Origin of the sequence: Enterobacter quasihormaechei (genome assembly GCF_004331385.1) — a bacterium.
In the GTDB taxonomy this organism is placed as follows: Bacteria; Pseudomonadota; Gammaproteobacteria; order Enterobacterales; family Enterobacteriaceae; genus Enterobacter; species Enterobacter quasihormaechei.
In genome coordinates, this window is sequence record NZ_SJON01000009.1 from 157,784 (window position 1) to 183,080 (window position 25,297).

The window sequence follows — 25,297 nt, forward strand, 5'->3', positions numbered from 1 at the left end:
GCCGGAGCGTGATGCATCGCCCTCCGGCAATGCTATCGAAGCAGGAGAAATGTCATGAGCAAACTGTTGGACCGCTTCCGTTACTTCAAAACAAAAGGCGACAGTTTCGCCGAGGGGCACGGGCAGGTGTATCACACCAACCGCGACTGGGAGGACAGCTACCGTCAGCGCTGGCAGTTCGACAAAATTGTGCGTTCCACCCACGGCGTGAACTGCACCGGCTCCTGTAGCTGGAAGATTTATGTTAAAAACGGCCTGGTGACCTGGGAAACCCAGCAGACCGACTACCCGCGCACCCGCCCAGACCTGCCTAACCACGAGCCGCGCGGCTGTCCGCGTGGCGCAAGCTACTCCTGGTATCTCTACAGCGCCAACCGTCTTAAGTACCCGCTGGTGCGCCGCAGGCTGATCGAACTCTGGCGCGAGGCGCTGGCGCAGCACAGCGATCCGGTGCTGGCCTGGGACGCCATCCAGAACGATCCGCAAAAGGCGCAGAGCTACAGGAAGGTGCGCGGTAAAGGCGGGTTTATCCGCTCGAACTGGAAAGAGCTGAACCAGCTGATTGCCGCCGCTAACGTCTGGACCATCAAACATTACGGCCCGGACCGCGTGGCCGGTTTCTCCCCTATTCCGGCGATGTCGATGGTTTCTTACGCCGCCGGTACGCGCTACCTCTCCCTGCTCGGCGGCACCTGCCTCAGCTTCTACGACTGGTACTGTGACCTGCCGCCCGCGTCGCCGATGACGTGGGGCGAACAGACGGACGTACCGGAATCCGCAGACTGGTACAACTCCAGCTATATCATCGCCTGGGGCTCGAACGTGCCGCAGACGCGTACTCCGGACGCCCACTTCTTTACCGAGGTGCGCTATAAAGGCACCAAGACCGTTGCGATTACGCCGGACTTCTCGGAGGTCGCCAAGCTGAGCGACCAGTGGCTGGCGCCCAAACAGGGCACCGACAGCGCCCTCGCCATGGCGATGGGCCACGTGATCCTCAAAGAGTTCCACCTCGATAACCCGAGCGACTACTTCCTCAACTACTGCCGACGCTACACCGACATGCCGATGCTGGTGCTGCTCGACGAGCAGGCAGACGGCCGCCTGGTGCCGGGCCGGATGCTGCGCGCGTCCGATCTGGCCGACGGACTGGGGGAAGCCAACAATCCGGAATGGAAAACTATCGCCTTTAACGTAGCCGGGGATCTGGTGGTGCCAAACGGCTCCATCGGCTTCCGCTGGGGCGAAAAAGGCAAATGGAACCTGGAGTCGCTCGCCGCAGGCCAGGAAACCGAGCTGACGCTTTCCCTGCTCATGACCCACGACAGCGTGGCGGACGTTGCCTTCCCGTACTTTGGCGGCAACGAGAACCCGCACTTCCGCAGCGTGAAGCAGGAGCCGGTGCTGATGCGCCGCGTACCGAGTAAAACCCTGACGCTGGCCGACGGCAGCCAGAGACGCGTGGTGAGCGTGTACGATCTGGTGCTCGCAAACTACGGCCTCGATCGCGGCCTGGACGACAGCAACGCCGCGTTAAATTACGCCGAGATTAAGGCCTATACTCCGGCCTGGGGCGAGCAAATTACCGGCGTACCCGCGAACCTGATTGAAAAAATTGCCCGCGAGTTTGCCGACACGGCGCACAAAACCCACGGCCGCTCGATGATCATCCTCGGTGCCGGTGTGAACCACTGGTATCACATGGACATGAACTACCGCGGGATGATCAACATGCTGGTCTTCTGCGGCTGCGTCGGGCAGAGCGGCGGCGGCTGGTCCCACTATGTCGGGCAGGAAAAACTGCGCCCGCAAACCGGCTGGCTGCCGCTGGCCTTCGCGCTGGACTGGAACCGCCCGCCGCGCCAGATGAACAGTACGTCGTACTTCTACAACCACGCCAGCCAGTGGCGCTATGAGAAGCTCACCGCGCAGGAGCTGCTCTCCCCGCTCGCGGACGCGTCGAAGTTTACAGGTCACCTGATTGACTTCAACGTTCGCGCCGAGCGCATGGGCTGGCTGCCGTCCGCACCGCAGCTCAACCTCAACCCGCTGCACGTGAAGGCCCGCGCCGACGCCGCCGGAATGTCGCCGCAGGAGTACACCGTTCAGGCGTTGAAATCGGGCGATATTCGCTTCGCCTGCGAACAGCCGGACAACGGCAAGAACCATCCGCGTAACCTTTTCGTCTGGCGTTCAAACCTGCTCGGTTCGTCCGGTAAAGGCCACGAGTACATGCTGAAATACCTGCTCGGCACCGAGAGCGGGATTCAGGGTGAAGATTTAGGCTCAACGGACGACGTGAAGCCTGAAGAGGTCGAGTGGCAGACCGCCGCCATTGAGGGCAAGCTCGACCTGCTGGTGACGCTCGATTTCCGCATGTCCAGCACCTGCCTGTTCTCCGATATCGTTCTGCCTACCGCCACCTGGTATGAAAAAGACGATATGAATACTTCGGACATGCATCCGTTTATTCACCCGCTTTCCGCCGCCGTTGACCCGGCGTGGGAATCACGCAGCGACTGGGAGATCTACAAGGGTATCGCCAAAGTTTTCTCGGAGGTGTGCGTCGGCCACCTTGGCACCGAAACCGACGTGGTGCTTCAGCCGCTACAGCATGACTCTCCGGGGGAGCTGTCGCAGCCGTTTGATATCCTGGACTGGCGCAAAGGGGAATGCGACCTGATCCCCGGCAAAACCGCACCGAATATTGCGGTCGTCGAGCGCAACTATCCGGAAACCTATGAGCGCTTTACGGCTCTTGGGCCGCTGCTGGACAAACTCGGCAACGGCGGGAAAGGCATTTCGTGGAACACGCAGAACGAGGTCGATTTCCTCGGTAAGCTCAACTACGTCAAGCTCGACGGTCCGGCGAAAGGCCGTCCGCGCATTGAAACGGCCATTGACGCCTCCGAGGTGATCCTTGCCCTTGCGCCGGAAACCAACGGTCAGGTGGCGGTCAAAGCCTGGGAAGCGCTCGGCGAACTGACCGGGCGCGACCACACCCATCTGGCGCTAAACAAGGAAGACGAGAAAATTCGCTTCCGCGATATTCAGGCGCAGCCGCGTAAAATCATCTCCAGCCCGACGTGGTCTGGCCTTGAGAGCGAACACGTGTCGTATAACGCGGGCTATACCAACGTGCATGAGCTGATCCCGTGGCGCACGCTGTCTGGTCGCCAGCAGCTGTATCAGGATCATGCCTGGATGCGCGCCTTCGGGGAGAGCCTGGTGGCTTATCGCCCACCGATTGATACCCGCAGCGTGACCCACATGCGCGAGATCCCGCCGAACGGCTTCCCGGAAAAAGCGCTGAACTTCCTGACGCCGCACCAGAAATGGGGCATCCACTCCACCTACAGCGAAAACCTGCTGATGCAGACCCTGTCGCGCGGGGGGCCCATCGTCTGGATCAGCGAAACCGACGCGCGCGAGCTGGGCATTGAGGACAACGACTGGATCGAAGCCTTTAACGCCAACGGCGCCCTCACCGCCCGCGCAGTGGTCAGCCAGCGCGTGCCGCCGGGCATGACCATGATGTACCACGCCCAGGAGCGCATTCTGAACATCCCGGGTTCGGAAGTGACCGGACGGCGCGGCGGGATCCACAACTCGGTCACCCGCGTCTGCCCAAAACCGACCCATATGATCGGCGGCTATGCGCAGCTGGCCTATAGCTTCAACTATTACGGTACCGTCGGCTCGAACCGCGACGAGTTCATCATGATCCGCAAAATGAAAAACATTAACTGGCTGGACGGCGAAGGTCGGGATCAGGTTCAGGAGGCGAAAAAATGAAAATACGCTCACAGGTTGGCATGGTACTGAATCTCGACAAATGCATTGGCTGCCACACCTGCTCGGTCACCTGCAAGAACGTCTGGACCGGGCGCGAAGGGATGGAGTATGCGTGGTTTAACAACGTGGAGACCAAGCCGGGCATCGGCTATCCGAAAAACTGGGAAGATCAGGACGAGTGGCAAGGCGGCTGGATACGCGGGATCCACGGCAAGCTGACCCCGCGCCTCGGCGGCAAAATGGGCGTGCTGTCGAAGATTTTTGCCAACCCCGTTCTGCCGCAGATTGACGATTACTACGAACCGTTCACCTTCGATTATCAGGATCTGCACCGCGCGCCGGAAGGCGATCACCTCCCTACCGCCCGCCCGCGCTCGCTGATTGACGGTAAGCGGATGGACAAAATCGTCTGGGGGCCAAACTGGGAGGAGCTGCTGGGCGGCGAGTTCGAAAAGCGCGCCCGCGACCGCAACTTCCAGAAGATCCAGAAAGAGATGTACGGCCAGTTTGAAAACACCTTCATGATGTATCTGCCGCGCCTGTGCGAGCACTGCCTGAACCCGAGCTGCGTGGCCACCTGCCCGAGCGGCGCAATATACAAGCGCGAAGAGGACGGTATTGTGCTGATTGACCAGGACAAATGCCGCGGCTGGCGCCTGTGCATCAGCGGCTGTCCGTACAAGAAAATTTACTTCAACTGGAAGAGCGGCAAGTCCGAGAAATGCATCTTCTGCTATCCGCGCATCGAGTCCGGCCAGCCGACCGTTTGTTCGGAGACCTGCGTCGGTCGCATCCGCTATCTCGGCGTGCTGCTGTATGACGCGGACCGCATCGAAGAGGCCGCCAGCACCGAGCATGAGACCGACCTGTATGAGCGCCAGTGCGACGTGTTCCTGGATCCGAACGACCCGGCGGTGATTGAAGAAGCGCTGAAGCAGGGCATCCCGCAGAACGTCATTGACGCGGCGCAGCGTTCACCGGTCTATAAAATGGCGATGGACTGGAAGCTCGCCCTGCCGCTGCACCCGGAATACCGCACCCTGCCGATGGTCTGGTACGTGCCGCCGCTGTCGCCAATTCAGTCCTACGCGGATGCCGGCGGCCTGCCGCAAAGCGACGGCGTTCTGCCCGCCGTCGAGAGCCTGCGCATCCCGGTGCAGTATCTGGCAAACATGCTCAGCGCGGGCGATACCGGCCCGGTGCTGCGCGCCCTGAAGCGCATGATGGCGATGCGTCACTACAAACGCTCCCAGACCGTGGAAGGCGTGACCGATACCCGCGCCATTGAGGAAGTGGGCCTGACCGAAGCGCAGGTTGAGGAGATGTATCGCTACCTCGCCATCGCTAACTACGAAGACCGCTTCGTGATCCCGACCAGCCACCGCGAAATGGCGCGCGACGCCTTCCCGGAAAAAAATGGCTGTGGCTTCACCTTTGGCGACGGCTGCCACGGCTCCGACACCAAGTTCAACCTCTTTAACAGCAGCCGCATCGACGCGATTAACATCACCGAAGTACGCGATCACGGGGAGGGAGAATAATGCAGATCCTTAAAATCATCGCGCTGCTGATTGAGTATCCCGATGAGCTGCTGTGGGAAAACCGCGAAGAAGCGCTTTCCCTGGTGGAACAGGACGCGCCCATGCTGCTGCCCTTCGCGCAGCAGCACCTGAGCGCCCCGCTGCTGGACAAGCAGGCAGAATGGTGCGAGGTATTTGAACGGGGCCGCGCGACGTCGCTGCTGCTGTTCGAGCACGTTCACGCCGAGTCGCGCGATCGCGGTCAGGCAATGGTCGACCTGATGAGCCAGTATGAGAAAGCCGGGCTGGAGCTGGACTGCCGCGAGCTGCCCGACTACCTGCCGCTCTATCTGGAATATCTCAGCCTCGTCACCGACGACGAGGCGCGTGAAGGTCTGCAAAACGTCGCGCCGATCCTGGCGCTGATTGGTGGTCGCCTCAAGCAGCGCGGCGTGGCGCATTATCAGCTGTTTGACGCCCTGCTGACGATGGCCGGTACGCGGCTTTCCAGCGACAGCGTGGCGAAGCAGGTGTCCGGTGAAAAACGGGATGATACCCGTCAGGCGCTGGATGCCGTGTGGGAAGAGGAACAGGTGAAGTTTATCGAAGACAACGCGACGTCGTGCGACAGTTCGCCGATGCAGCAATATCAACGACGCTTTAGCCAGGACGTCGCGCCGCAGTACGTGGACGTCAGCGCCGGAGGCCCAAAATGACGCATTACCTGAACGTATTTTTCTATGATATTTACCCGTATATCTGCGCCACCGTCTTTTTCCTCGGCAGCTGGCTGCGCTACGACTACGGACAATACACCTGGCGCGCCTCGTCGAGCCAGATGCTCAGCAAGCGCGGTATGAACTGGGGCTCTAACCTGTTTCATATCGGGATTCTGGGGATCTTCTTCGGGCACCTGTTCGGGATGTTAACCCCGCACTGGATGTATGCCTGGTTTTTACCCGTCGCGGTTAAACAGCAGTTAGCCATGATAGCGGGAGGCATTTGCGGCGTACTGACGCTGATTGGTGGGTCGATGCTGCTGATCCGCCGCCTCTTCAACCAGCGGGTGCGCGCGACCTCGACCACGCCGGATATTATCATCATGAGTATCCTGCTGCTTCAGTGTATCCTGGGGCTGTCGACCATTCCTTTCTCCGCTCAGTATCCTGACGGGAGCGAGATGATGAAGCTGGTCGGCTGGGCGCAGGGGATCGTGACGTTCAGGGGCGGTTCATCGGAAATGCTGAGCGGCGTCGCGCCGATCTTCCGGGTGCATCTGGTACTGGGGATGACGATTTTCCTCATCTTCCCGTTCACCCGCCTGGTGCACGTGTGGAGCGCGCCGTTTGAATATTTCACCCGTCGGTATCAGGTGGTGAGATCGCGTCGTTGATTTTGTCGGGTGGCGGCTTCGACTTATCCGACCTACGGGCCCGGTAAGGCGCAGCCGCCACCGGGCTATTTCCCCGCCTGCGGATGCGTATCAAACCCCGCCATCACCGCCGTTAGTTCTGCCAGCGTAAAGCCGTGCTTCGGATCGTCAACGCCCAACCCAAAGCGTTCCTGCATCAGCTGATACAGCGCCTGTGCATCCGGCAAATGGCTCTGCTCCTCCACGTGACCGTTCTGCCAGTGGGTGAAGTTGAAGTTGGTCAGCGTCAGCTTACCTCCGTCCGGCAGGTGGCGACACATCAGCAGATGATGACGAAAATGGGATTGCGGCCAGTGCGCCGACCAGAAGTTTCCCATCACGTAATCGTTGAAGTATTGCGTCCCCAGGTCAAAATGGTACATCGACTGCCAGTGTTCGTGATGGCAGAACTGTAATACCCAGTCGTTACCCTCGCTCAGAAGACGGTACATGCCGTGCGGGGTTTCCTGCTCCTCGTTGGCGATCAAACGAATCGGTGCCGTCAACGTTTGTCCGCCAAATCCCACATCGGCGATCCAGCGTTCGCCGTTCAGCTCTACCAGCAGCAGCCGATGCGTGCGCGGCGGCATCTGGGACGGATTTGCCAGCACGACCCGCCCCAGCACGCTGCGCACGGTAAACCCGACTTCGCGCAGTACTCGCTCAAACAGACCGTTTTGCTCGAAACAATATCCCCCGCGTCGCCCCGTCACCAGCTTGTCGACCAGATATTGATCTTCAAGATGGATTTCGCGCGGCAGAACGACGTCGATATTTTCGAACGGGATCGCACAGTTGTGGTGTAAATGCAGCCCCCGCAGGGTATCGATATCAACCTGTACGGGCTGCTGCCAGCCCGTGCGGGCGAAATAAGCACTCAGAAATGGGGACATGGTCTGCTCCAGAATGGGATATTCCCTGTTTATAAACTATTTTCCCTTATGCATATGCGCAAAAGTGCTTTTTCGTCATACTCATCGTGTACATGAGGAGATCCTATGAGCCACTTTCGCCCCGTTGAATTACGCCATGCCAGCCGTCTTCTGAATCACGGGCCCACCGTGCTTATTACCAGTCGGGATGAAACGATAGACAGACGCAACGTTATGGCCGCCGCATGGTCCATGCCGGTGGAATTTGAACCGCCGCGCATCGCGATTGTGGTGGACAAAAGCGCCTGGTCACGAGAGCTGATCGAGCGCAGCGGTAAATTCGGCATCGTTATCCCGGGCGTGGCGGCAGCGAACTGGACCTACGCGGTCGGCAGCGTCAGCGGACGCGACGAGGATAAATTTAACTGCTACGGTATCCCAGTTATTTTTGGTCCTGAGCTTGGCCTGCCGGTTATAGAAGATAAATGTCTGGCGTGGATGGAGTGTCGGTTATTACCTGTCACCTCTGCGGCAGAAAAATATGACACCCTGTTTGGGGAGGTCGTTTCCGCCGCAGCAGATGAGCGCGCTTTTGTGGCCGGACGCTGGCAGTTTGACGAGGATAAGCTGAATACGTTGCATCATCTGGGGGCGGGCACGTTTGTGACGAGTGGGAAGATCGTGAAGGCGCTGGATTGAGTTTATCTATCATATCCTTTTCAATTATATCAAATACCTATGGCATTTTATGTTTACCACTGCGTTGTAGAACGGAGGATATTTCTGGAGTTGCTGAGTTAGCAATTCCCCGTTAAGGAAATATTAATGTCCTGGATAGAAATGGCGAAATATTATATTCCAAATAAAATGCTCAACCAAAAAGCATCGGTAATTGGGCACACTATGTCATCGAAGCCACTCTTCTTTTTACTTTTCATCCTTTCTCCCTTAGTTGGCGCGGAAAGCACCTATGCACCGGGGCTAACGGCGGTTAAATTCAATCAATGGTATATCGCTCAGTTGAATCAGGGCAAACCTCCCGTACTTAATCCAGACATCATGAATGACTATGTTGCCTCGGGGACAATCGCAGCAATAAAAGAGTTGTATTCAGGTGACAGTAACGAAAAAGACATGCCCGATGCAGATATGTTCATTAAATCACAGGATTGGGATGAGGACTGGAATCAGATAACCGTCCTGCACTCTGATTTTGACGCCGTTTGCACAAACGTCTATATCGCGTTTGGTATGAAGCAAGATCACGTTGTTGCAGATTGTCTTGTTGAAGAACAAGGGAAATGGAAAGTCCGCTCGGCAACACTCATTAAGTAACATGGATAATCTCTGGGTCGTAAAAAAACACATGGTAGCCTACCGACTACCATGTGTAATTAATTAACTCTTCACGCGCTTCGCAATAATCTCATCCGCCACATTTCGCGGAGCCTCCGCAAAATGGTGGAACTCCATCGTATACGTTGCGCGCCCCTGGGACATCGATCGCAGCGTGGTGGCATAGCCAAACATCTCGGCCAGCGGGACGTCAGCGCGAATAATCTGGCTGCCATACTGCTCTGCCATCCCCTGCACCATGCCGCGACGGGAGGAGAGATCGCCCATAATGTTCCCGGCATATTCCTCCGGCGTTTCCACCTCAACGTGCATCACCGGCTCAAGAATTACCGGATCCGCCCGCCTTGCGCCCTCTTTAAAACCGAGGATCGCCGCCATGCGGAAGGCCATCTCCGAGGAGTCAACATCGTGGTACGAACCAAAGGTCAGGGTCGCTTTCACATCGACAACCGGATAGCCCGCCAGCACACCCGTATTCATGGCTTCACGCAAGCCTTTCTCCACCGACGGGATGTACTCGCGCGGCACCACGCCGCCTTTAGTGGCATCTTCAAACACAAAACCACTCCCGGCCGCTAGCGGCTCGAGGCTCAGGACCACATGGCCGTACTGCCCTTTCCCGCCGGACTGTCGGACAAATTTCCCTTCAATATCCTTCACCGCTTTGCGCAGGGTTTCACGGTAGGTGACCTGAGGACGACCAATGTTCGCCTCGACGCCAAACTCGCGCTTCATGCGGTCGACGATGATTTCCAGATGCAGCTCGCCCATCCCGGAGATAATCGTCTGGCCGGATTCCTCATCCGTGTGCAGGCGGAACGACGGGTCCTCCGCCGCCAGGCGCTGTAATGCGATCCCCATTTTCTCCTGATCGGCTTTGGTTTTCGGCTCGATCGCAAGCGAAATGACCGGATCCGGGAACTCCATCCGCTCAAGGGTGATCACCGCGTTCGGGTCGGTCAGCGTGTCGCCGGTAGTGACGTCTTTCAGCCCGACACAGGCTGCAATATCCCCTGCACGCAACTCGTCTACCTCATGGCGATCGTTGGCATGCATCAGCACAATGCGCCCGATACGCTCTTTCTTGCCCTTCACCGGGTTGTACACCGCGTCGCCTTTACGCAGTATGCCGGAATAGACGCGGATAAAGGTCAGCTGGCCGACGTACGGATCGCTCATCAGCTTGAAGGCCAGCGCCGAAAACGGTTCATCATCGCTTGGATGACGCTCAGCGTGCTGCCCGTCTTCGTCCACCCCATCAATAGCGGGTACGTCCAGTGGAGACGGCATCAGCTCAATCACCGCGTCAAGCATGCGCTGCACGCCCTTGTTCTTGAATGCGCTACCGCACAACATCGGCTGTATTTCACCGGAGATGGTCCGGACGCGCAGCCCCTGGATAATTTCCGCTTCATCCAGATCGCCCGTTTCCAGATACTTGTCCATCAGCGCATCACTGGCTTCTGCCGCAGCTGAGACCATTTTTTCTCGCCACTCCTGAGCGGTACTCAGCAGATCGTCCGGCACCGGCGCGTAGCTAAACGCCATGCCCTGCGTGGCATCGTCCCAGAGGATGGTGCGCATCTTGATGAGATCCACCACGCCGGTGAAGTGTTCTTCCACCCCCACCGGAATCACGATCGGCACCGGATTGGCTTTCAGGCGCTCCTGCATCATCCGCACCACACGGAAGAAATCTGCGCCCGGGCGGTCCATTTTGTTGACGAATGCCAGCCGCGGGACGTGATATTTATTCGCCTGACGCCAGACGGTTTCCGACTGCGGCTGCACGCCACCGACGGAGTCGTACACCATCACCGCGCCGTCGAGTACCCGCATGGAGCGTTCCACCTCAATGGTAAAATCGACGTGCCCGGGAGTATCAATAATATTGATGCGGTGCGGTTCAAAACCTCTGTCCATGCCGGGCCAGAAACAGCTTACCGCTGCCGAAGTAATGGTGATCCCGCGCTCCTGCTCCTGCGCCATCCAGTCGGTGGTTGCCGCGCCATCGTGTACTTCACCCAGCTTGTGGCTCATCCCGGTGTAAAACAGGATGCGCTCGGTAGTGGTGGTTTTGCCGGCATCGATATGCGCGGAGATACCGATGTTGCGATAACGTTCGAGTGGAATGGGTCGGGGCATGATATTTCCTTAAGTCTTTGAGGCTGGTTTGTGACGACCGGGATGGTCGCGTGTGAGTTCGTTTGTTATAATAGTCCTATTGTACGAGTATTATCGAACTATTTTTTAACGGTTGACCTATTGTTGATATAGCTCAATCTGACCCGAGACGCAGGAAAACGATGATCCCAAACCACCCGGAACCTGAACAAATACTGCTGGAAAATGTGCTGTTCGCCCTCGGCAATCCGCTGCGATTAGCGATCGTCCGAAAGCTGGCCGACGGCAGCGAACTGAGCTGTAACGCGCTGCGCCCGGACGACGTGGTGAAATCCACCATGACTCACCACTGGCGCGTGTTGCGCGACAGCGGCGTGATCTGGCAGCGCCCGCAGGGGCGCGAGAATATGATTTCACTGAGAAGAGAGGATCTGGACGCCCGCTTTCCGGGACTGATGGCGATCCTGTTACAGTCGAAATCATCAGCGTTCTGACTGTAGGCCTTCAGCCAGCGCGCCCAGTGTCGCTTTTAGCCAGTTCGTGACGCCTCGTTTACCGCTGCGTTTATGCGAATAAATTTTTACTTCAAAGGGACTGATGTGGAACGGCAAGTCAAAAATTTTGATATTGGTGGCTGGCAGTAGCTTTTGAGCGGCGAATCGGGGTAATGCCATCAGCAGATCGCTTTCTGCAATAACAAACGGGGCGCTGAGCATGGACGGGGTTTTAATCGCAATGTGTCGGGTATAGCCCATGCGTTCAAGCTGCAAATCCAGCACCCCCTGCTTCTCGTTCCACGGCGTAACCACAAGATGCCGGGCGGCGAGATAATCCTCCAGCGTCAGTGCCATCCGGCTCGCATTGCTAATCACCACATACTCATCTTCGAACCAACTAATCTCTTCCAGCTCCGGGTAACGGGGATCCTCGACGGTGCTGAATCCCAGGGCCAGATCCACCTCTCCAGCCAGTAACTCCGTCAACGCTGGGCTGTGCGGCAAATAACGTAATTCCAGACGCAGGCCAGGCGCCTCATGTTGAAGTACATTCATGAGTGCAGGAAATATGCAGAACGCAGTAAAGTCCGTTATCGCGATCTGCAAACACGCTGTACTCACAGCAGGATCAAACTCCGGCTGCGGCGAGAGCTCCCCATCGAGAGCCTTCAGGGCCGAGGCAATAACAGGCGCAAGCTGCGTGGCATAGACGCTGGGACACATTCGATGCCCCTCCCGGTAAAACAGCGGGTCGTTGAGCGAAACACGCAGCCGTGACAAAGCATGGCTGAGCGCCGAGGTGCTCATCGCCAGCTCATCCGCCGCCAGTCGAACGGAACTGTGGCGATAAATCGCGTCAAAAACCGGCAGAAGGTTTAAATCAAGGCGCCTTAAGGCCGGATGCATAATATTCATCATTGGTTGATTTCATTGCACTTAATTCTTCTGACATTAGCCTTTATGCTTACCCCCATCAACTACGAACAGAAATAAAGGGAAACGAATGAGCATTACGATTCGTCAGGCGCAACCTGAAGATGCAGCGGCAATTTACGATATGATTTACGAACTCGCGGTCTATGAAAAAGCGCCAGAAGAAGTGGTCACCACCCCGGACGAGATCCGCAAAACGCTGTTTGGTGCAGACAGTAAAACCGAAGCGCTGATCGCCGAATATGCTGGCCGCGTGGTGGGGTATGCCGTTTTTTTCACCAGCTACTCCACCTGGCTTGGCCGCAACGGTATCTATATGGAAGATTTATATGTTTCCCCGGAATACCGCAACAAGGGAGCGGGAAAAGCACTGCTAAAAAATATCGCGCAATGCGCAGTGGAACGTGACTGCGGCCGGCTGGAATGGAGCGTGCTTGACTGGAACCAGACTGCCATTGATTTTTATTTAAGCATCGGCGCGTTACCGCAGTCCGAATGGGTACGCTATCGCCTTGATGGGGATGCGTTGCGGGCATTTGCTGACTAACGAAGCCATCGTGTGAAAACGCCCCTCTTTCTCAGGGGCATAATGTCAGTGTAAGCGTTACTGAAGCACGGAATATCTGAGAAAGAAATTACCGCCATTTTCCGTCCTCTCTGAGGCACTCGAAGGATCGGTGACCGAGGTTCATCCCGGCTGAGTCAGGCTGTAGACGGGGATCTGCCGGGTTGTCATCGTCAGCGTATCGAACACCTCAGTCTCTGACGTCACTATCCTCATACCCGTTTTTCTTAACCGCTGCACGTCGGCGGCTATGCGCTGAATACCAAACCAGAACAGTCCGTCAAGCGCCGTGACCGCAAGCCCATTTTCCAGCGCCAGCTTGAGGCGCTCGCGAGGAGCTTTCACCTGCTGAGCAATGTGCCGGTAAGGTACTTCCGAACCGCCTGCCGCATCGATTCGCTGAATACGGGTCTTAAGATGATAGGTAAACTCATCGGGAATGCCGTTCAAATCCTGCTTAAGGCTGTAGACGCAGCCAAAGCGTTTACCGTTGAAAAGGACATTTTTTTGACTGAGTTGAAACTCATTTCTGATCCCATCAATCAACTGCGGGGCGCGGGTGAGGAGTAACCGGAAGGGAAGCTCAAAGCTGGTGACGTAATCCACATTCAGCAGCGCGAGACGCAGGCGCTCTTCGGCCCCTGATTTCTGGTCATGGCATTCGCGCATCACTTCCGCCCACTGACGCGTCAGGCGTTCCGGCTCGGCGGCTTCGGTGAGGAGGTATTTTTCGAGGTGATAATCGACTCTTCCGGTCATGTTTTGCATCCCGACAATGTGGATGCGGTCATTCTATCCAGCGCCGCAGGTTTTATAAAGGGCGGAGCGCACCGGCATCCGCCCCCCTTTTCTACTGCTGAATACGCGACTCGTCCGACATGTCGCTGGCAGAGAAGGTTCTTGCTGGAGAACGGGCCTGTTTTTTGCGTGCATAGCGGTCCGGCTGGCCTTCCGGGCGGGTTTTGAAGCGGCGATGCAGCCACATATATTGCTCGGGTGCCATCAGCACGGCGCGCTCAATCGCTCTGTTCATCTGCGTGGCCACCGACGCTTTATCGCCCCCCTGCAACGTATCGCTGATATCTTCCAGGATAATCAGCTCATACCCTGTACCGTCTGCTTTACGGCGTGGTACAAACGGGATCACGGCCGGTCTGGCACTTTTCACCAGCATGTAGCTCCCGGCCGTAGTGGCAGCGTCCGGGACGGCAAAAAACGGCACAAACACGCTATTCGCTTTGCCATAGTCGTGGTCCGGGGCATACCACAGGATCTCATTTTGCTTCAGCGCGCGGATCATGCCCTTCAGGTCATGGCGGTCAAGCATGGTTTTATTGGAACGCAGGCGCCCGCGCGTCTGTAGCCAGTCGAGCAGTGCATTATTGTTGGGTCGATACACTCCAATACCCGCGTTGAGCATGCCGAAGATGCGCGCGCCCAGCTCGAGCGTAAGAAAATGCATGCCAATAAGCACCACGCCCTTTCCTTGCGCCCGAGCCTGTTCCATATGTTCGTAGCCGGTCACGCTAAAGTGTTTGCGCACGCGCCAGTCAGGCCAGAACCACGCTATCCCCGTTTCGATGACGCCCATTCCAACCGATTCAAAATTACGCTCGAGTAAATGCTCGCGCGCATCCTCTTTCATCTCCGGAAAGCAAAGCTCAAGATTTCGTCTGGCGATCTCCACGCGGCGTGGAAGCAGACGCATGGCCAGACGCCCGAGTCCGTGCCCTGCTTTTAACAGAAGCGAATAGGGAAGCTGGACCGTACACCAGAGTGCGGCGATGCCTGCCCAGCTGAACCAGTAACGAGGATGAATAAAGGCGAGTGAAAACCGAGGTAATTTTGTCATGAAAAAATTATCCTTTTACTATCTGTACTTAATCTGGTGCAGTTGCAGTGCTTACCTGCTGATTTAACGAATATTGTTCGGAAGGAAGAATTGTAGCGGAATCGTTATGGTTTTTATTATCGATTTTTGCGATAGCAAATAAAGGCGGGGATCGCCGGGTGACAGTGCACCACCCGGCAAGCGGGTTACATCGAATAGCCGGGTTTCTTAATCAGCTTATCGAGTTTCGGGCCGATCTCGGTATCCCAGACCTGCGCCTTCCAGTCAGCTTCCTGAACTTCCTGAAGCGCCACGGAGATTGAGCGATCTTTGCTGTTCAGATGACGGGCGATCGCTTCGGCGATATCCGCCGCCAGCGCCGTTTTTTGTTCATCATTCAGATCGCGTGGAAAACATTTGATATCAACATGTGGCATGGGCAGGGCTCCTTTTATAGGTGAGCGTTCCACGTTAACAGATTATGTCGTTAGCTTTTAGCACCTTGTGCAGTTCCGGCAGCGCGCAAACCGCATCCGCGATGGCGGTGATATGGGGCGTATTGGTGGCAAACCACTCATGACGTGGCCCCCAGGTACGCGCGACGGCAATATAGACGTCAAGCAGCGTCAACTGTGTGCCAAAAGCGAAAGGCGAGGCGCTGAGTTGCGTGTCGAACCACAGATAGAGCGATTTTCGGTACTCAATGCAGTTTTTCTTCAGTTGTTCGGGAGCATCAGGCACCCAGCGTTCCGGATAGTCTGCATACGTAACGGTGGGATAGACGTTGGCCACAAACCAGATGAGCAGGCGCTGAAACTGCTGGCGCTCGGCCTGCCCTACGGGCGGCGCGAGATCGGGACATCTGTCGAGCACCATCAGGGCAATCGCCGCAGTTTCCGTCACGATCGTCCCGTTTTCCAGCTCCAGCGTCGGCACCTGGCACAGCGGGTTCAGTTTTAACAGCAGTTCGCGCTGCGGGCCGGGCTGGTCAAACCCGTCCACGTTGACGAACTGATACGGGATGTCTGCCAGAGTCAGCATCACTTCACCGATTGCCGATCCCCAGCCGGGTACGCCATAGAGTTTGATCATGTTGCCCCCTCAGGGATGAAAACCCTAAGTGTAGAGCAGCATGACCAGGTTATCCCAGGCGGGAAAACTACAATACTTTCGACAAAAACTGGCGCGTTCGTGGATGCGACGGTCGGTTTAACACGTCGTCGCTGCTGCCCTGCTCCACAATTTTTCCGTCAACCATAAACACCACCTGGTCCGCCACTTCCCGGGCAAAGCCGATCTCATGGGTAACCACCACCAGCGTGGTGCCGGAACGGGCCAGCTTTTTAATCACGTCCAGCACTTCACCAACCAGTTCCGGGTCAAGCGCCGAGGTGGGCTCATCAAACAGCATCACGCGGGGGCGCAGCGCCAGCGCGCGGGCAATGGCGATGCGCTGCTGCTGGCCGCCGGAAAGGTGACGCGACCAGGCATCGGCTTTTTCGCGCAGGCCGACCACATCCAGCAGGCTGTATGCGTTCTCGATGGCCGCCTTTCGGGTGAGTTTCTTATGCGCGATCGGCGCCTCAATCAGGTTTTCCAGCACCGTAAGATGCGGAAACAGGTTGAAGTTCTGAAAAACGTAGCCCACGTTAACGCGCTGTTTGAGGATCTCTTTCTCTTTAAGCTCGTACAGTTTGTCACCCTGGCGGCGGTAGCCAATGTACTCTCCGTCAATCTGAATAAAGCCTTCGTCTACGCGCTCCAGATGATTAATGGTACGCAGCAGCGTCGATTTCCCCGATCCGGATGGGCCGAGGATCACCGTGACGGAACCCGGCGGGATCTCAAGCGTGACGTTATCGAGCGCTTTATGTCGGCCAAAAAACTTGCTGACGCCGGTAATAGAAATGTGTCCTTCACGAGAGGCTTGCATGGACAGGCTCCTGTGCTGGAGAGGGGGTAACGGAACGCGTCCGGCTGGCTGCCCGATTCTGGTTTACGGCGGAGCGGCGCTCGCTGCGGGCGAGCCCACGCTCAACGATATGCTGTATGGCAGACAGGACGGTGGTAATCACCAGATACCAGACGGCTCCCACCATCAGCAACGGGATCACCTCCTGCGTACGGTTGTAGATCATCTGGATCGTGTAGAACAGCTCCGGCATCGCCAGCACGTAAACCATCGCCGTACCTTTGGCGAGGCTGATGATTTCATTGAATCCGGACGGCAAAATGGTGCGCAGCGCCTGCGGAAGAATAATGCGCACGGTGCGACGCCACGCCGGCAGCCCAAGCGCGGCGGCCGCCTCATACTGGCCGTGATCGACCCCAAGGAAGCCCCCGCGAATAATTTCCGCCGTATAGGCGCTCTGCACCAGCGTCAGCCCCACGACGGCGGTAGAAAACTGCCCGAGCACGTTGATGGTTTCAACGCTGCCCCAGGTAATGCCGGTAAAAGGCACGCCGAGAGAGAGCGTGTCGTAGAGATAGGAGAAGTTATAAAGAACGATCAGCACCACGATCAGCGGCAGCGAGCGGAAAAGCCAAATGTATCCCCATGCCAGGCTGCTCAACAGCCAGGATGACGAGAGCCGCGCCAGCGCCAGCATGCCGCCAATCACCACGCTCAGCACGGTGCCTATCAACGTGAGCAGCAGCGTCTGACCGACGCCTTCGAGGATCACCGGATCAAAGAACCAGCGGGCAAATACCGCCCACTCCCAGCGGGGATTAAAGGCCACGGACTGAATCACGACCGCCAGCACAAACAGCGCCACCGCAGCGCCGACTGCGCGCAGCGGATAACGTGCGGGGACCACTTTTATGGTTTCAACGTTACTCATCGTCGCTCCTTATGCGGTTTTGCTGAGCGCTTCGCGGATCAGCGTCTTGGTGAAACGCAGCCGACCATCGAACGGCGGCTGGCTGTACTCTTCCGGATCGCGGTTGAGATCGAACTGCGGCTGATACCCCTGACTGAGATAGAGCCGTACCGCCTCCGGCTGACGAAACCCGGTAGTGAGGTATATGTGGCTGTAGCCCGCCAGTATCGCCCTGCGCTCCAGCTCCTGTACCACGCGCGCGGCCAGCCCCTGCTGGCGCAGCGTTTTATTCGTCCAGATACGTTTGATTTCTGCCGTGCGTTCGTCGAAGGGCTTGTAAGCGCCGGTAGCGATGATTTCGCCATCGCGCTCCAGCACGATAAACAGCCCCTGCGGCGCCAGGTACCACTCCGTCAGCTCGACTTCCGCATCCTTTGAAAAGTAGTCGCCGTAACGAGCGGCGTATTCACCGAACAGACCGTTAATAATGGGCTGAAGATCGCTATCTTCCGGCGAAACGTCACGAAATTGTTCCCGCATAGTGCCTCCTTAATCGCCCAGACCAGCCGGGTTAACCTCGGAACGGGGGATACGCTCAACGCTTTCTCCCCAGCGGTTCAGCACTTTGTCGTAATCTCCGTTCTTAATTACGCCGTTAAGCGCGGTTTGAACCGGTTCGACCAGGCCGCTCCCTTTTTTCAGCGTCACCGCGATATGCGCCGCCTTCGGCCAGCCGCCGTCGACGCTGCCAACCAGTTTGGTTTTACCGGTCAGCGCCGCTTTCCAGGCGCCGATCACGTTCGGGCCAAAATAGGCGTCTGCACGACCTGACTGTAGCGCGAGGGTTTGCGCCGCATCGTCTTTGGTGTAGACCGGGATAAACGGCTTAAGCCCTTTTTTAAGGTTCTCTTCGTTCCACGCCAGCAGGATCGCCTCCTGGTTAGTGCCGGAGCCAACGATGATGCGCAGCCCGGCGATATCCTCCGCCTTCTGGAGCGACACGATCGGGCTGGTGGATTTCACGTAAAAGCCAAGAGAATCCTTGCGATAGGTGGCAAAGTCGAACTTCTCTTTGCGCGCTTTGGTGACGGTGATGTTGCTGATCGCCGCGTCGTATTTCCCGGATGCCACCCCCAGCGGCCAGTCCTCCCAGGAGGTGGGAACCACGTTCAGCTCGAGCCCGAGGCTGTCCGCCACCAGGCGCGCAATATCGACCTCACTCCCCAGCAGGGTTTTGTTGTCGTCGGAAAATACCGTCAGCGGCGGCTGATTCAGCCCCGCCACCGCCACGGTAAATTTCCCCGGCACGGCAAAGCGATAGTCTTTCGGCAGCTGGGCGATCGCATCGCTGTTTTTGGCGGTGTCGATCGGCGTTTTATTAGCCTCAATGCTCACGCCGGTGCCGTTAATATTGACGTTCTCTGCCCAGACGGCAGGGGTAAAGGCCAGCGCAAGCGCCAGAATAAGCGATGATTTCTGCATAGCGTTTTTCTCTCTTATTGTTGTGTGAACTGATTTTTGGGTTCGTCTAAGCCCAGACTTTCGCGCAGCGTGGTGCCGGGATAGTCAGTGCGGAACAGGCCGCGCGCCTGTAAAACGGGCACCACCTGGTCGACAAAGCGCGGGAAGGTATCCGGCGTGCCGCCCTGAATGATGAAGCCGTCTGCCGCCTTCTCCTCGAACCAGGCCTGTAAACCATCGGCTACCTGCTCCGGCGTGCCGGCAAAACGCGGGCGCGGCGATGCGGCTTCCAGCGCGACCTGACGCAGAGTTAAGTTGCGCTCACGGGCGTTACGCTTGATGTCATCGGTGGTGCTGCGAAAGCTGTTTTTGCCTAAATCGCCAATATCCGGGAACGGCGCGTCGAGGGGATACTGGCTGAAGTCGTGATGCTCGAAATAACGCCCGAGATAGTTCAGCGCATCATGAATGGAGACCAGTGCCGCCGTGGTTTGATACTGGTTTTCAACGTCATCGGCGTCGTTTCCGACAATCACGCTGACGCCCTGGAATATATGTAAATCACCCGCGCGGCGACCGTGACTTTCCAGCTGCCGTTTGACGTCACGGTAAAAGGCCTGCGCTTCTTCCAGCGTGTCATGGTGGGTAAAGATGGCGTCGGCGTGTTTTGCCGCCAGCTTTTTACCGTCGTCGGACGCGCCGGCCTGAAAGACAATCGGACGTCCCTGCGGCGTGCGGCCAATATTCAGCGGGCCGGAAACCTGGAAGAAATCACCGTGGTGATCCAAAGTATGCAGTTTCGACGCGTCAAAAAACTGTCCGCTCTCTTTATTGCGGATAAAGGCATCCCCTTCCCAGGAGTCCCACAGCCCTTTCACCACGTCGAGATACTCATCGGCAATGCGGTAGCGCAGCGCATGCTCAGGGTGTTTTTCGCGGGAGAAATTCTTCGCCGATCCTTCCAGCGGTGAGGTCACTACGTTCCAGCCCGCGCGACCGTTGCTCAGGTGATCGAGGCTGGCAAACTGACGCGCAACGGTGAAAGGCTCGCTGTAGGAGGTGGACAACGTGCCGACCAGCCCCAGGCGCGAAGTGACGCTTGCCAGCGCGGACAACACCGTCAGCGGCTCAAAACGGTTTAAAAAATGCGGAATGGATTTCTCGTTAATATAAAGACCGTCAGCAACGAAGATAAAGTCGAGCTTGCCCTCTTCCGCTTTTAATGCCGTTTCTTTGACGAAATCAAAATTTATACTGGCATCCGCGACGGCCGCCGGATGACGCCAGGCAGACATATTTCCGGATGCACCATGCAAAATGGTCCCCAGCCGCAATTGACGATGTGCAGACATATTCACCTCAAATAAATCAAACGTGTTGCAGGGCTTTTTCCGCGAGCTGTGCAAAATAGCGGGCAGCGGGTTCAATTAATGCTTCGTCAGGGTTAAATGCCGGGTGATGTAAACCAAACGGGCTGTTGCTGCCAATGCTGACAAACGCGCCGGGAACGTTTTGCAGATAGACCGCAAAATCTTCTCCGCCCATGTGCAGTTCAGCATGACGGGTTTCATACCCCGCCTCGCGCGCGACCGAGGTGGCAAACCCGGCCCAATGCTCGTCGTTCACCAGCGCGGTGGGTCCGGCGTACCAGGTGATGTTGATCTGCGCGCTAAAGGCGCTGGCAAATCCGGCAGCGATTTCACCGACGCGTGCCTTTACGTTCTGCTGCACTTCCGTGCGGTGCGTGCGCAGCGTGCCCTCCAGCTCAACGCTTTCCGGCAGCACGTTCCAGGTATTCCCGCCGGCGATGCGCGTCACGCTCAGCACGACTGAATCCAGCGTATTAACGTTACGGCTGGCGACGCTTTGCAGCGCGGTCACCAGCTGGCTTGCCAGCACGATGGCGTCGTTACCTTCATGGGGGCGTGCGGCATGCGCGCCTTTACCGGTGATGTGAATAACGAAGCGATCGACGTTGGCATAGAACGGGCCGCCGCGCGTGGCAAATTCACCAACCGACAGTGACGGCTCGTTATGCATCCCGAAAATCGCGCGTACGTCGCGTAACGCCCCGGCCCGCACCATGCTTTTCGCTCCGCCGAAATTTTCTTCCGCAGGCTGGAACAGGATCCGCACGCGACCATTGAGCGAGGCTTCCCGCTCCTTCAGCTTTAACGCGGCACCGAGGATCACGCTGGTGTGAACGTCGTGACCGCAGGCGTGCATCACTCCTGCATGCCGGGAGCTGAAAGACACTCCGCTGCGCTCGTCGATAGGTAACGCGTCGATATCGGCGCGCAGCGCAATCAGTGCCTTGCCTTGACCTATCTCCGCAACCAGCCCGGTCTGAAGATCGTAATCCAGCGGGGCAATCCCGGCCGCCGTCAGCCACTTGCGCAGGCGGGCCGTTGTTTCAACCTCCTGACCGGACAGTTCAGGGTTCTGGTGCAGTTCCCGGCGCCAGGCAATCAGTTGTTCGCTGAAGTTCATACCGTAACCTCCCTGTTAAGACGTACCTCGGCCAGCAGTCGCAGGGACTGCACGCGCGTTGCGCCGTCAGCGACCGGCGTGTCGATGATAAATTCGTCAATGCCCCACTGCTGATGCAGCGCATTGAGCTGTTCAAGCACCGACTCCGCCGTTCCGGCCAGAAGAGACTGCGCCCGACGCGCGATGCGCACCGGTTCACTGCCCGCCTGCCGCGCAAAGGCGTAGGCCTGTTCTTCGCTCGCCACGGTAACGCGCTGCCCGTTTGCCAGCGCCACGCCCCACACTTCAACATTTTGCGCCAGCGCGTCGGCCTCGGCCTGGGTTGGGGCAACAATCACCTGCACGGCCACCATCACCTCCCGGACGCTGTGTTGACGCCAGGCTGTGACCACCTCGCGCAGCAGCTCAGGGTCACCGTTCAGGTGTGCGGCAAAGACAAAATGCCAGTCGAGGGAGGCCGCCAGCAGCGCGCTTTCGGTGCTGGCACCCAGCAGAAACCCCTCGGCAGGTACCGGGGGCAGAGGCGTGGCGCGAACCGTCTCCTCCGCTGACTGATTGTCAGGGCGGATCCATCGATCGAGCTGCGTCAGTTGTTCCGCAAAGCTGCCTTTTTCCTGCGGATTAAGGCCGTGCTGCAACGCGCGGGTAGAGAGCGGCAGACCGCCGGGCGCTTTACCGACGCCCAGATCAACCCGGCCCGGCGCGATGGCGGCCAGTACATTAAAGTTTTCAGCGACTTTATAGGGGCTGTAATGTTGCAGCATGACGCCGCCTGAGCCCACGCGAATACGCTTTGTTTGCCCGAGGATCCAGGCAATCAGCAGTTCCGGCGAGGGGCTGGCAAGCTGCGGGGTATTGTGGTGTTCGGCAATCCAGAAGCGGTGATAACCCAACGTTTCCGCCTGCTGCGCCAGCGTTAAGGTACGCGCCAGCGCATCGGCGGCGGTTTCGTGTTCTGCGACGGGGCTTTTATCCAGAATGCTGATTCGCCATGACATGTTGCGTTCTCGTTTGACTTAACATGTCGTCATTATTAAGGGCGGATTTCACCTCTGAGAAACAATTAATTTACATTTGGATTGCCGGAAATCGGAAATAGAGGATCTGTCAACGGCTTGATTTGAGCGATGTAATAAGTGTTTCCGCTTCCTGCTGTCGGGTGATGCGGAGAAAGCGAATGTGTTCGTATTGCGGGTTTAGCATATCCGCTTTATAACGTTTGCGATTGCTGCGCCAGGTTTTGATCGTCCAGATGATGATAGAGTCCTTGCTAAAGAACGATCGACGAAAGCTTTCACGGTTCCCAGTGCCGGGCCAGAGTTCCTGTTTGTGCCAGGCGCGTCTGAAGGCGCGCGTCACCGCCTGCCAGAGCGTGCGGCTAAACCCACGATCGATCCACACCACCAGATCAACATCGCGCCACTTTACGTCGCGAGTGCGGTTGTAATTCCCATCTAAGACCCAGTCAGGCGAGGCGGCGAGCATCTTTTCCAGCGTTACGAGAAACTCATCATCCGGCGTTCCCTGCCAGTTGGCTCGCCAGTAAAGCCTGTCCATCTCGATGTAAGGGATAGCCAGCACCTCAGCGATTTGCCTGCCAAACGTGCTTTTCCCACTTCCGCTGGTGCCTATAATATTGATTTTCACCGTTCCGTACCGTCTTCCAGTGTCGTAATCGACATTATCGCCTATAAATTGCTCATTGAAGCCCTGCGGCATTCATAATCTCTACCTGGCAGTAATTATCAAGTAAACCTGATGGATTAATCAGCGTTCACCGGCCTTTTTGCCTAAAAAAGCGCCACGATTCAGCGCATTGCGATCCCCGTCTGCTCTGACCACACGATTTCCTTCGACATGCATCACTTTCGACACGGTTATATTTTGCGTCGCTTATCAATTGCGGGTAGGATGCCTCGCCATGTTTTGCCTTATCCATACACAGAATGATTGGAAAGGCAGCATGTGTCTGCGCAGAAGCAATCGTTTGTTTCGGCCTCTGCCAGGCAGGACTATCACGTTAATGGTTCAGACAGGCAAACAGGTAACTCAATGAAAACAAGCAATAAAAGCGCAGCCGATCATCATGCTGCGAAACGTCGCTGGTTGAACTCTCACGAAGAGGGCTATCACAAGGCGATGGGCAACCGTCAGGTGCAGATGATCGCCATCGGCGGCGCTATCGGTACGGGTCTGTTTTTAGGTGCAGGCGCACGTCTGCAAATGGCTGGCCCCGCTCTCGCGCTGGTCTATCTGGTGTGCGGGATCTTCTCTTTCTTCATTCTTCGTGCCCTGGGCGAGCTGGTGCTTCACCGCCCTTCCAGCGGCAGCTTTGTCTCTTACGCCCGTGAGTTTCTCGGTGAAAAAGCCGCGTATGTCGCAGGCTGGATGTACTTCGTAAACTGGGCCATGACAGGCATCGTCGATATCACCGCCGTCGCGCTGTACATGCACTACTGGGGCGCGTTTGGCGATGTGCCACAGTGGGTGTTCGCTCTGGGCGCGCTGGCGATTGTCGGGACCATGAACATGATCGGCGTGAAGTGGTTCGCCGAGATGGAGTTCTGGTTCGCGTTGGTGAAAGTGTTGGCCATCGTGATTTTCCTGGTGGTCGGTACCGTATTCCTCGGCACCGGTAAACCGCTGGACGGCAACGCTACGGGCTTCCATCTGATAACCGATAACGGCGGTTTCTTCCCGCACGGCCTGCTGCCAGCCCTGGTTCTGGTGCAGGGCGTGGTGTTCGCCTTTGCCTCCATTGAGCTGGTCGGTACGGCGGCAGGTGAATGTAAAGATCCGCAGACGATGGTGCCAAAAGCGATCAACAGCGTAATCTGGCGTATCGGCCTGTTCTACGTTGGCTCCGTGGTGCTGCTTGTACTGCTGCTGCCATGGAACGCGTACCAGGCGGGTCAAAGTCCGTTTGTGACCTTCTTCTCTAAGCTGGGCGTGCCGTATGTGGGCAGCATCATGAACATCGTGGTATTGACCGCTGCGCTCTCCAGCCTGAACTCCGGCCTCTATTCAACAGGCCGTATTCTGCGCTCTATGTCGATGGGCGGATCTGCGCCGAAGTTTATGTCGAAAATGAGCAAGCAGCAGGTGCCTTACGCGGGTATTCTGGCCACGCTGGTGGTGTACGTCTTCGGCGTGTTTCTGAACTATCTGGTTCCGTCTCAGGTGTTTGAGATCGTACTGAACGTCGCCGCGCTGGGCATCATCGCCTCCTGGGCCTTTATCGTGGTGTGTCAGATGCGTCTGCGTAAGGCGATCAAAGAAGGGAAAGCGGCTGACGTCAGCTTCAAGCTGCCGGGCGCGCCGGTGACCTCCTGGCTTACCCTGCTGTTCCTGCTGAGCGTGCTGGTGCTGATGGCGTTCGACTACCCGAACGGTACTTACACCATCGCGACGATCCCGCTGCTGGCGGTGTTGCTGATTGCCGGCTGGTTTGGCGTGCGTAAACGCGTGAACGAAATTCACAGTACCGCACCGGTTCATCCTGAAGAGGGCAAACAGGACGGTCCGCTGGTGGAAGAGACGTCGCGTTAATAAAAAAGCCGGGTGGCGGCTTCGCCATACCCGGCCTACATTTCCTGGTTTTTCAGGCCCGGTAAGCGCAG

22 protein-coding genes and 1 pseudogene are annotated in these 25,297 nt (G+C 57.2%); 9 read left to right on the forward strand and 14 right to left on the reverse strand.

Annotation, left to right across the window (positions count from 1 at the left end; all coding sequences use genetic code 11):
* The first annotated feature begins 54 nt into the window (after positions 1-54).
* Genes E0L16_RS13680 through narI form a run of 4 tightly spaced genes read left to right on the forward strand, consistent with a single transcriptional unit; the run spans position 55 to position 6,708 of the window.
* Entirely contained in the window at positions 55-3,795 is a 3,741-nt protein-coding gene (locus E0L16_RS13680) for a nitrate reductase subunit alpha (protein WP_131637149.1), read from the forward strand.
* Positions 3,792-5,336, forward strand: a complete 1,545-nt coding sequence (narH, locus tag E0L16_RS13685; protein ID WP_063451249.1) for a nitrate reductase subunit beta — start codon at positions 3,792-3,794, stop codon at positions 5,334-5,336. Before E0L16_RS13680 ends, narH begins: the two co-directional genes overlap by 4 nt.
* A complete protein-coding gene (gene narW / locus E0L16_RS13690) occupies positions 5,336-6,031 on the forward strand; it encodes a nitrate reductase molybdenum cofactor assembly chaperone (RefSeq protein WP_063866655.1) in 696 nt (231 codons plus the stop codon). Before narH ends, narW begins: the two co-directional genes overlap by 1 nt.
* The gene (gene narI, locus E0L16_RS13695; RefSeq protein ID WP_063451247.1) at positions 6,028-6,708 is read left to right on the forward strand and encodes a respiratory nitrate reductase subunit gamma; all 681 of its coding nucleotides are present in this window, start codon (positions 6,028-6,030) and stop codon (positions 6,706-6,708) included. The genes narW and narI overlap by 4 nt, the downstream gene beginning before the upstream one ends.
* A gap of 65 nt (positions 6,709-6,773) precedes the next feature.
* Here narI and nhoA read toward each other — a convergent pair whose 3' ends face one another.
* Positions 6,774-7,619 carry an N-hydroxyarylamine O-acetyltransferase gene (gene nhoA / locus E0L16_RS13700; RefSeq protein ID WP_131637150.1) on the reverse strand — a complete coding sequence of 282 codons (846 nt, stop codon included), beginning with the start codon at positions 7,617-7,619 and terminating at the stop codon, positions 6,774-6,776.
* A gap of 105 nt (positions 7,620-7,724) precedes the next feature.
* On the opposite strand from nhoA, the gene E0L16_RS13705 reads away from it, so the two are divergent.
* Together E0L16_RS13705 and E0L16_RS13710 are read left to right on the forward strand one after the other, a co-directional pair.
* The gene (locus E0L16_RS13705) at positions 7,725-8,297 is read left to right on the forward strand and encodes a flavin reductase family protein (protein ID WP_131637151.1); all 573 of its coding nucleotides are present in this window, start codon (positions 7,725-7,727) and stop codon (positions 8,295-8,297) included.
* 204 nt (positions 8,298-8,501) lie between these two features.
* Complete coding sequence (locus E0L16_RS13710; protein WP_131637168.1) at positions 8,502-8,933, forward strand: YqhG/Tai3 family protein; 432 nt, start codon at positions 8,502-8,504, stop codon at positions 8,931-8,933.
* Positions 8,934-8,996: 63 nt separating this feature from the next.
* Here E0L16_RS13710 and fusA read toward each other — a convergent pair whose 3' ends face one another.
* Positions 8,997-11,099: an elongation factor G gene (gene fusA / locus E0L16_RS13715; protein ID WP_131637152.1), complete on the reverse strand. Its 2,103-nt coding sequence runs from the start codon at positions 11,097-11,099 to the stop codon at positions 8,997-8,999.
* 161 nt (positions 11,100-11,260) lie between these two features.
* Between fusA and E0L16_RS13720 the strand changes: the two genes are divergently transcribed.
* Positions 11,261-11,572: an ArsR/SmtB family transcription factor gene (locus tag E0L16_RS13720; RefSeq protein WP_131637153.1), complete on the forward strand. Its 312-nt coding sequence runs from the start codon at positions 11,261-11,263 to the stop codon at positions 11,570-11,572.
* Here the strand turns inward: E0L16_RS13720 and E0L16_RS13725 are convergent.
* Entirely contained in the window at positions 11,561-12,493 is a 933-nt protein-coding gene (locus E0L16_RS13725) for a LysR family transcriptional regulator (RefSeq protein WP_131637154.1), read from the reverse strand. The genes E0L16_RS13720 and E0L16_RS13725 overlap by 12 nt on opposite strands.
* Positions 12,494-12,578: 85 nt before the next feature.
* On the opposite strand from E0L16_RS13725, the gene E0L16_RS13730 reads away from it, so the two are divergent.
* Positions 12,579-13,055 (forward strand): GNAT family N-acetyltransferase, encoded by a 477-nt coding sequence (locus tag E0L16_RS13730; RefSeq protein ID WP_131637155.1) that lies wholly within the window; start codon positions 12,579-12,581, stop codon positions 13,053-13,055.
* Between the two features lie 141 nt (positions 13,056-13,196).
* On the opposite strand, the gene E0L16_RS13735 is transcribed toward E0L16_RS13730, so the two are convergent.
* The 11 genes and pseudogenes from E0L16_RS13735 to E0L16_RS13790 form a co-directional block, all read right to left on the reverse strand.
* Entirely contained in the window at positions 13,197-13,832 is a 636-nt protein-coding gene (locus tag E0L16_RS13735; RefSeq protein WP_063867068.1) for an ECs1377 family protein, read from the reverse strand.
* A gap of 91 nt (positions 13,833-13,923) precedes the next feature.
* A complete protein-coding gene (locus E0L16_RS13740) occupies positions 13,924-14,925 on the reverse strand; it encodes a Kdo(2)-lipid IV(A) acyltransferase (protein WP_131637156.1) in 1,002 nt (333 codons plus the stop codon).
* Positions 14,926-15,110: 185 nt separating this feature from the next.
* Positions 15,111-15,341, reverse strand: a complete 231-nt coding sequence (gene pptA / locus E0L16_RS13745) for a tautomerase PptA (RefSeq protein WP_063866648.1) — start codon at positions 15,339-15,341, stop codon at positions 15,111-15,113.
* A gap of 34 nt (positions 15,342-15,375) precedes the next feature.
* A complete protein-coding gene (locus tag E0L16_RS13750) occupies positions 15,376-15,996 on the reverse strand; it encodes a glutathione S-transferase family protein (RefSeq protein ID WP_131637157.1) in 621 nt (206 codons plus the stop codon).
* 67 nt (positions 15,997-16,063) lie between these two features.
* The gene (locus E0L16_RS13755; protein WP_131637158.1) at positions 16,064-16,837 is read right to left on the reverse strand and encodes an amino acid ABC transporter ATP-binding protein; all 774 of its coding nucleotides are present in this window, start codon (positions 16,835-16,837) and stop codon (positions 16,064-16,066) included.
* Entirely contained in the window at positions 16,821-17,747 is a 927-nt protein-coding gene (locus E0L16_RS13760; RefSeq protein WP_131637159.1) for an amino acid ABC transporter permease, read from the reverse strand. The genes E0L16_RS13755 and E0L16_RS13760 overlap by 17 nt, the downstream gene beginning before the upstream one ends.
* 9 nt (positions 17,748-17,756) lie before the next feature.
* Positions 17,757-18,266 (reverse strand): GNAT family N-acetyltransferase, encoded by a 510-nt coding sequence (locus E0L16_RS13765; RefSeq protein WP_131637160.1) that lies wholly within the window; start codon positions 18,264-18,266, stop codon positions 17,757-17,759.
* 9 nt (positions 18,267-18,275) lie between these two features.
* Positions 18,276-20,539 (reverse strand): annotated as a pseudogene (locus E0L16_RS22230) (NtaA/DmoA family FMN-dependent monooxygenase).
* A 16-nt stretch (positions 20,540-20,555) separates the two neighbouring features.
* Positions 20,556-21,677, reverse strand: a complete 1,122-nt coding sequence (locus tag E0L16_RS13780; protein WP_131637163.1) for an amidohydrolase — start codon at positions 21,675-21,677, stop codon at positions 20,556-20,558.
* Positions 21,674-22,675, reverse strand: coding sequence for an LLM class flavin-dependent oxidoreductase (locus E0L16_RS13785; protein ID WP_131637164.1), 1,002 nt, complete (start codon positions 22,673-22,675; stop codon positions 21,674-21,676). The genes E0L16_RS13780 and E0L16_RS13785 overlap by 4 nt, the downstream gene beginning before the upstream one ends.
* Positions 22,676-22,784: 109 nt before the next feature.
* Positions 22,785-23,324, reverse strand: a complete 540-nt coding sequence (locus E0L16_RS13790) for a P-loop NTPase family protein (RefSeq protein WP_131637165.1) — start codon at positions 23,322-23,324, stop codon at positions 22,785-22,787.
* Positions 23,325-23,729: 405 nt separating this feature from the next.
* Between E0L16_RS13790 and ansP the strand changes: the two genes are divergently transcribed.
* Positions 23,730-25,226 (forward strand): L-asparagine permease, encoded by a 1,497-nt coding sequence (gene ansP, locus E0L16_RS13795; RefSeq protein ID WP_063866638.1) that lies wholly within the window; start codon positions 23,730-23,732, stop codon positions 25,224-25,226.
* Positions 25,227-25,297 lie beyond the last annotated feature (71 nt).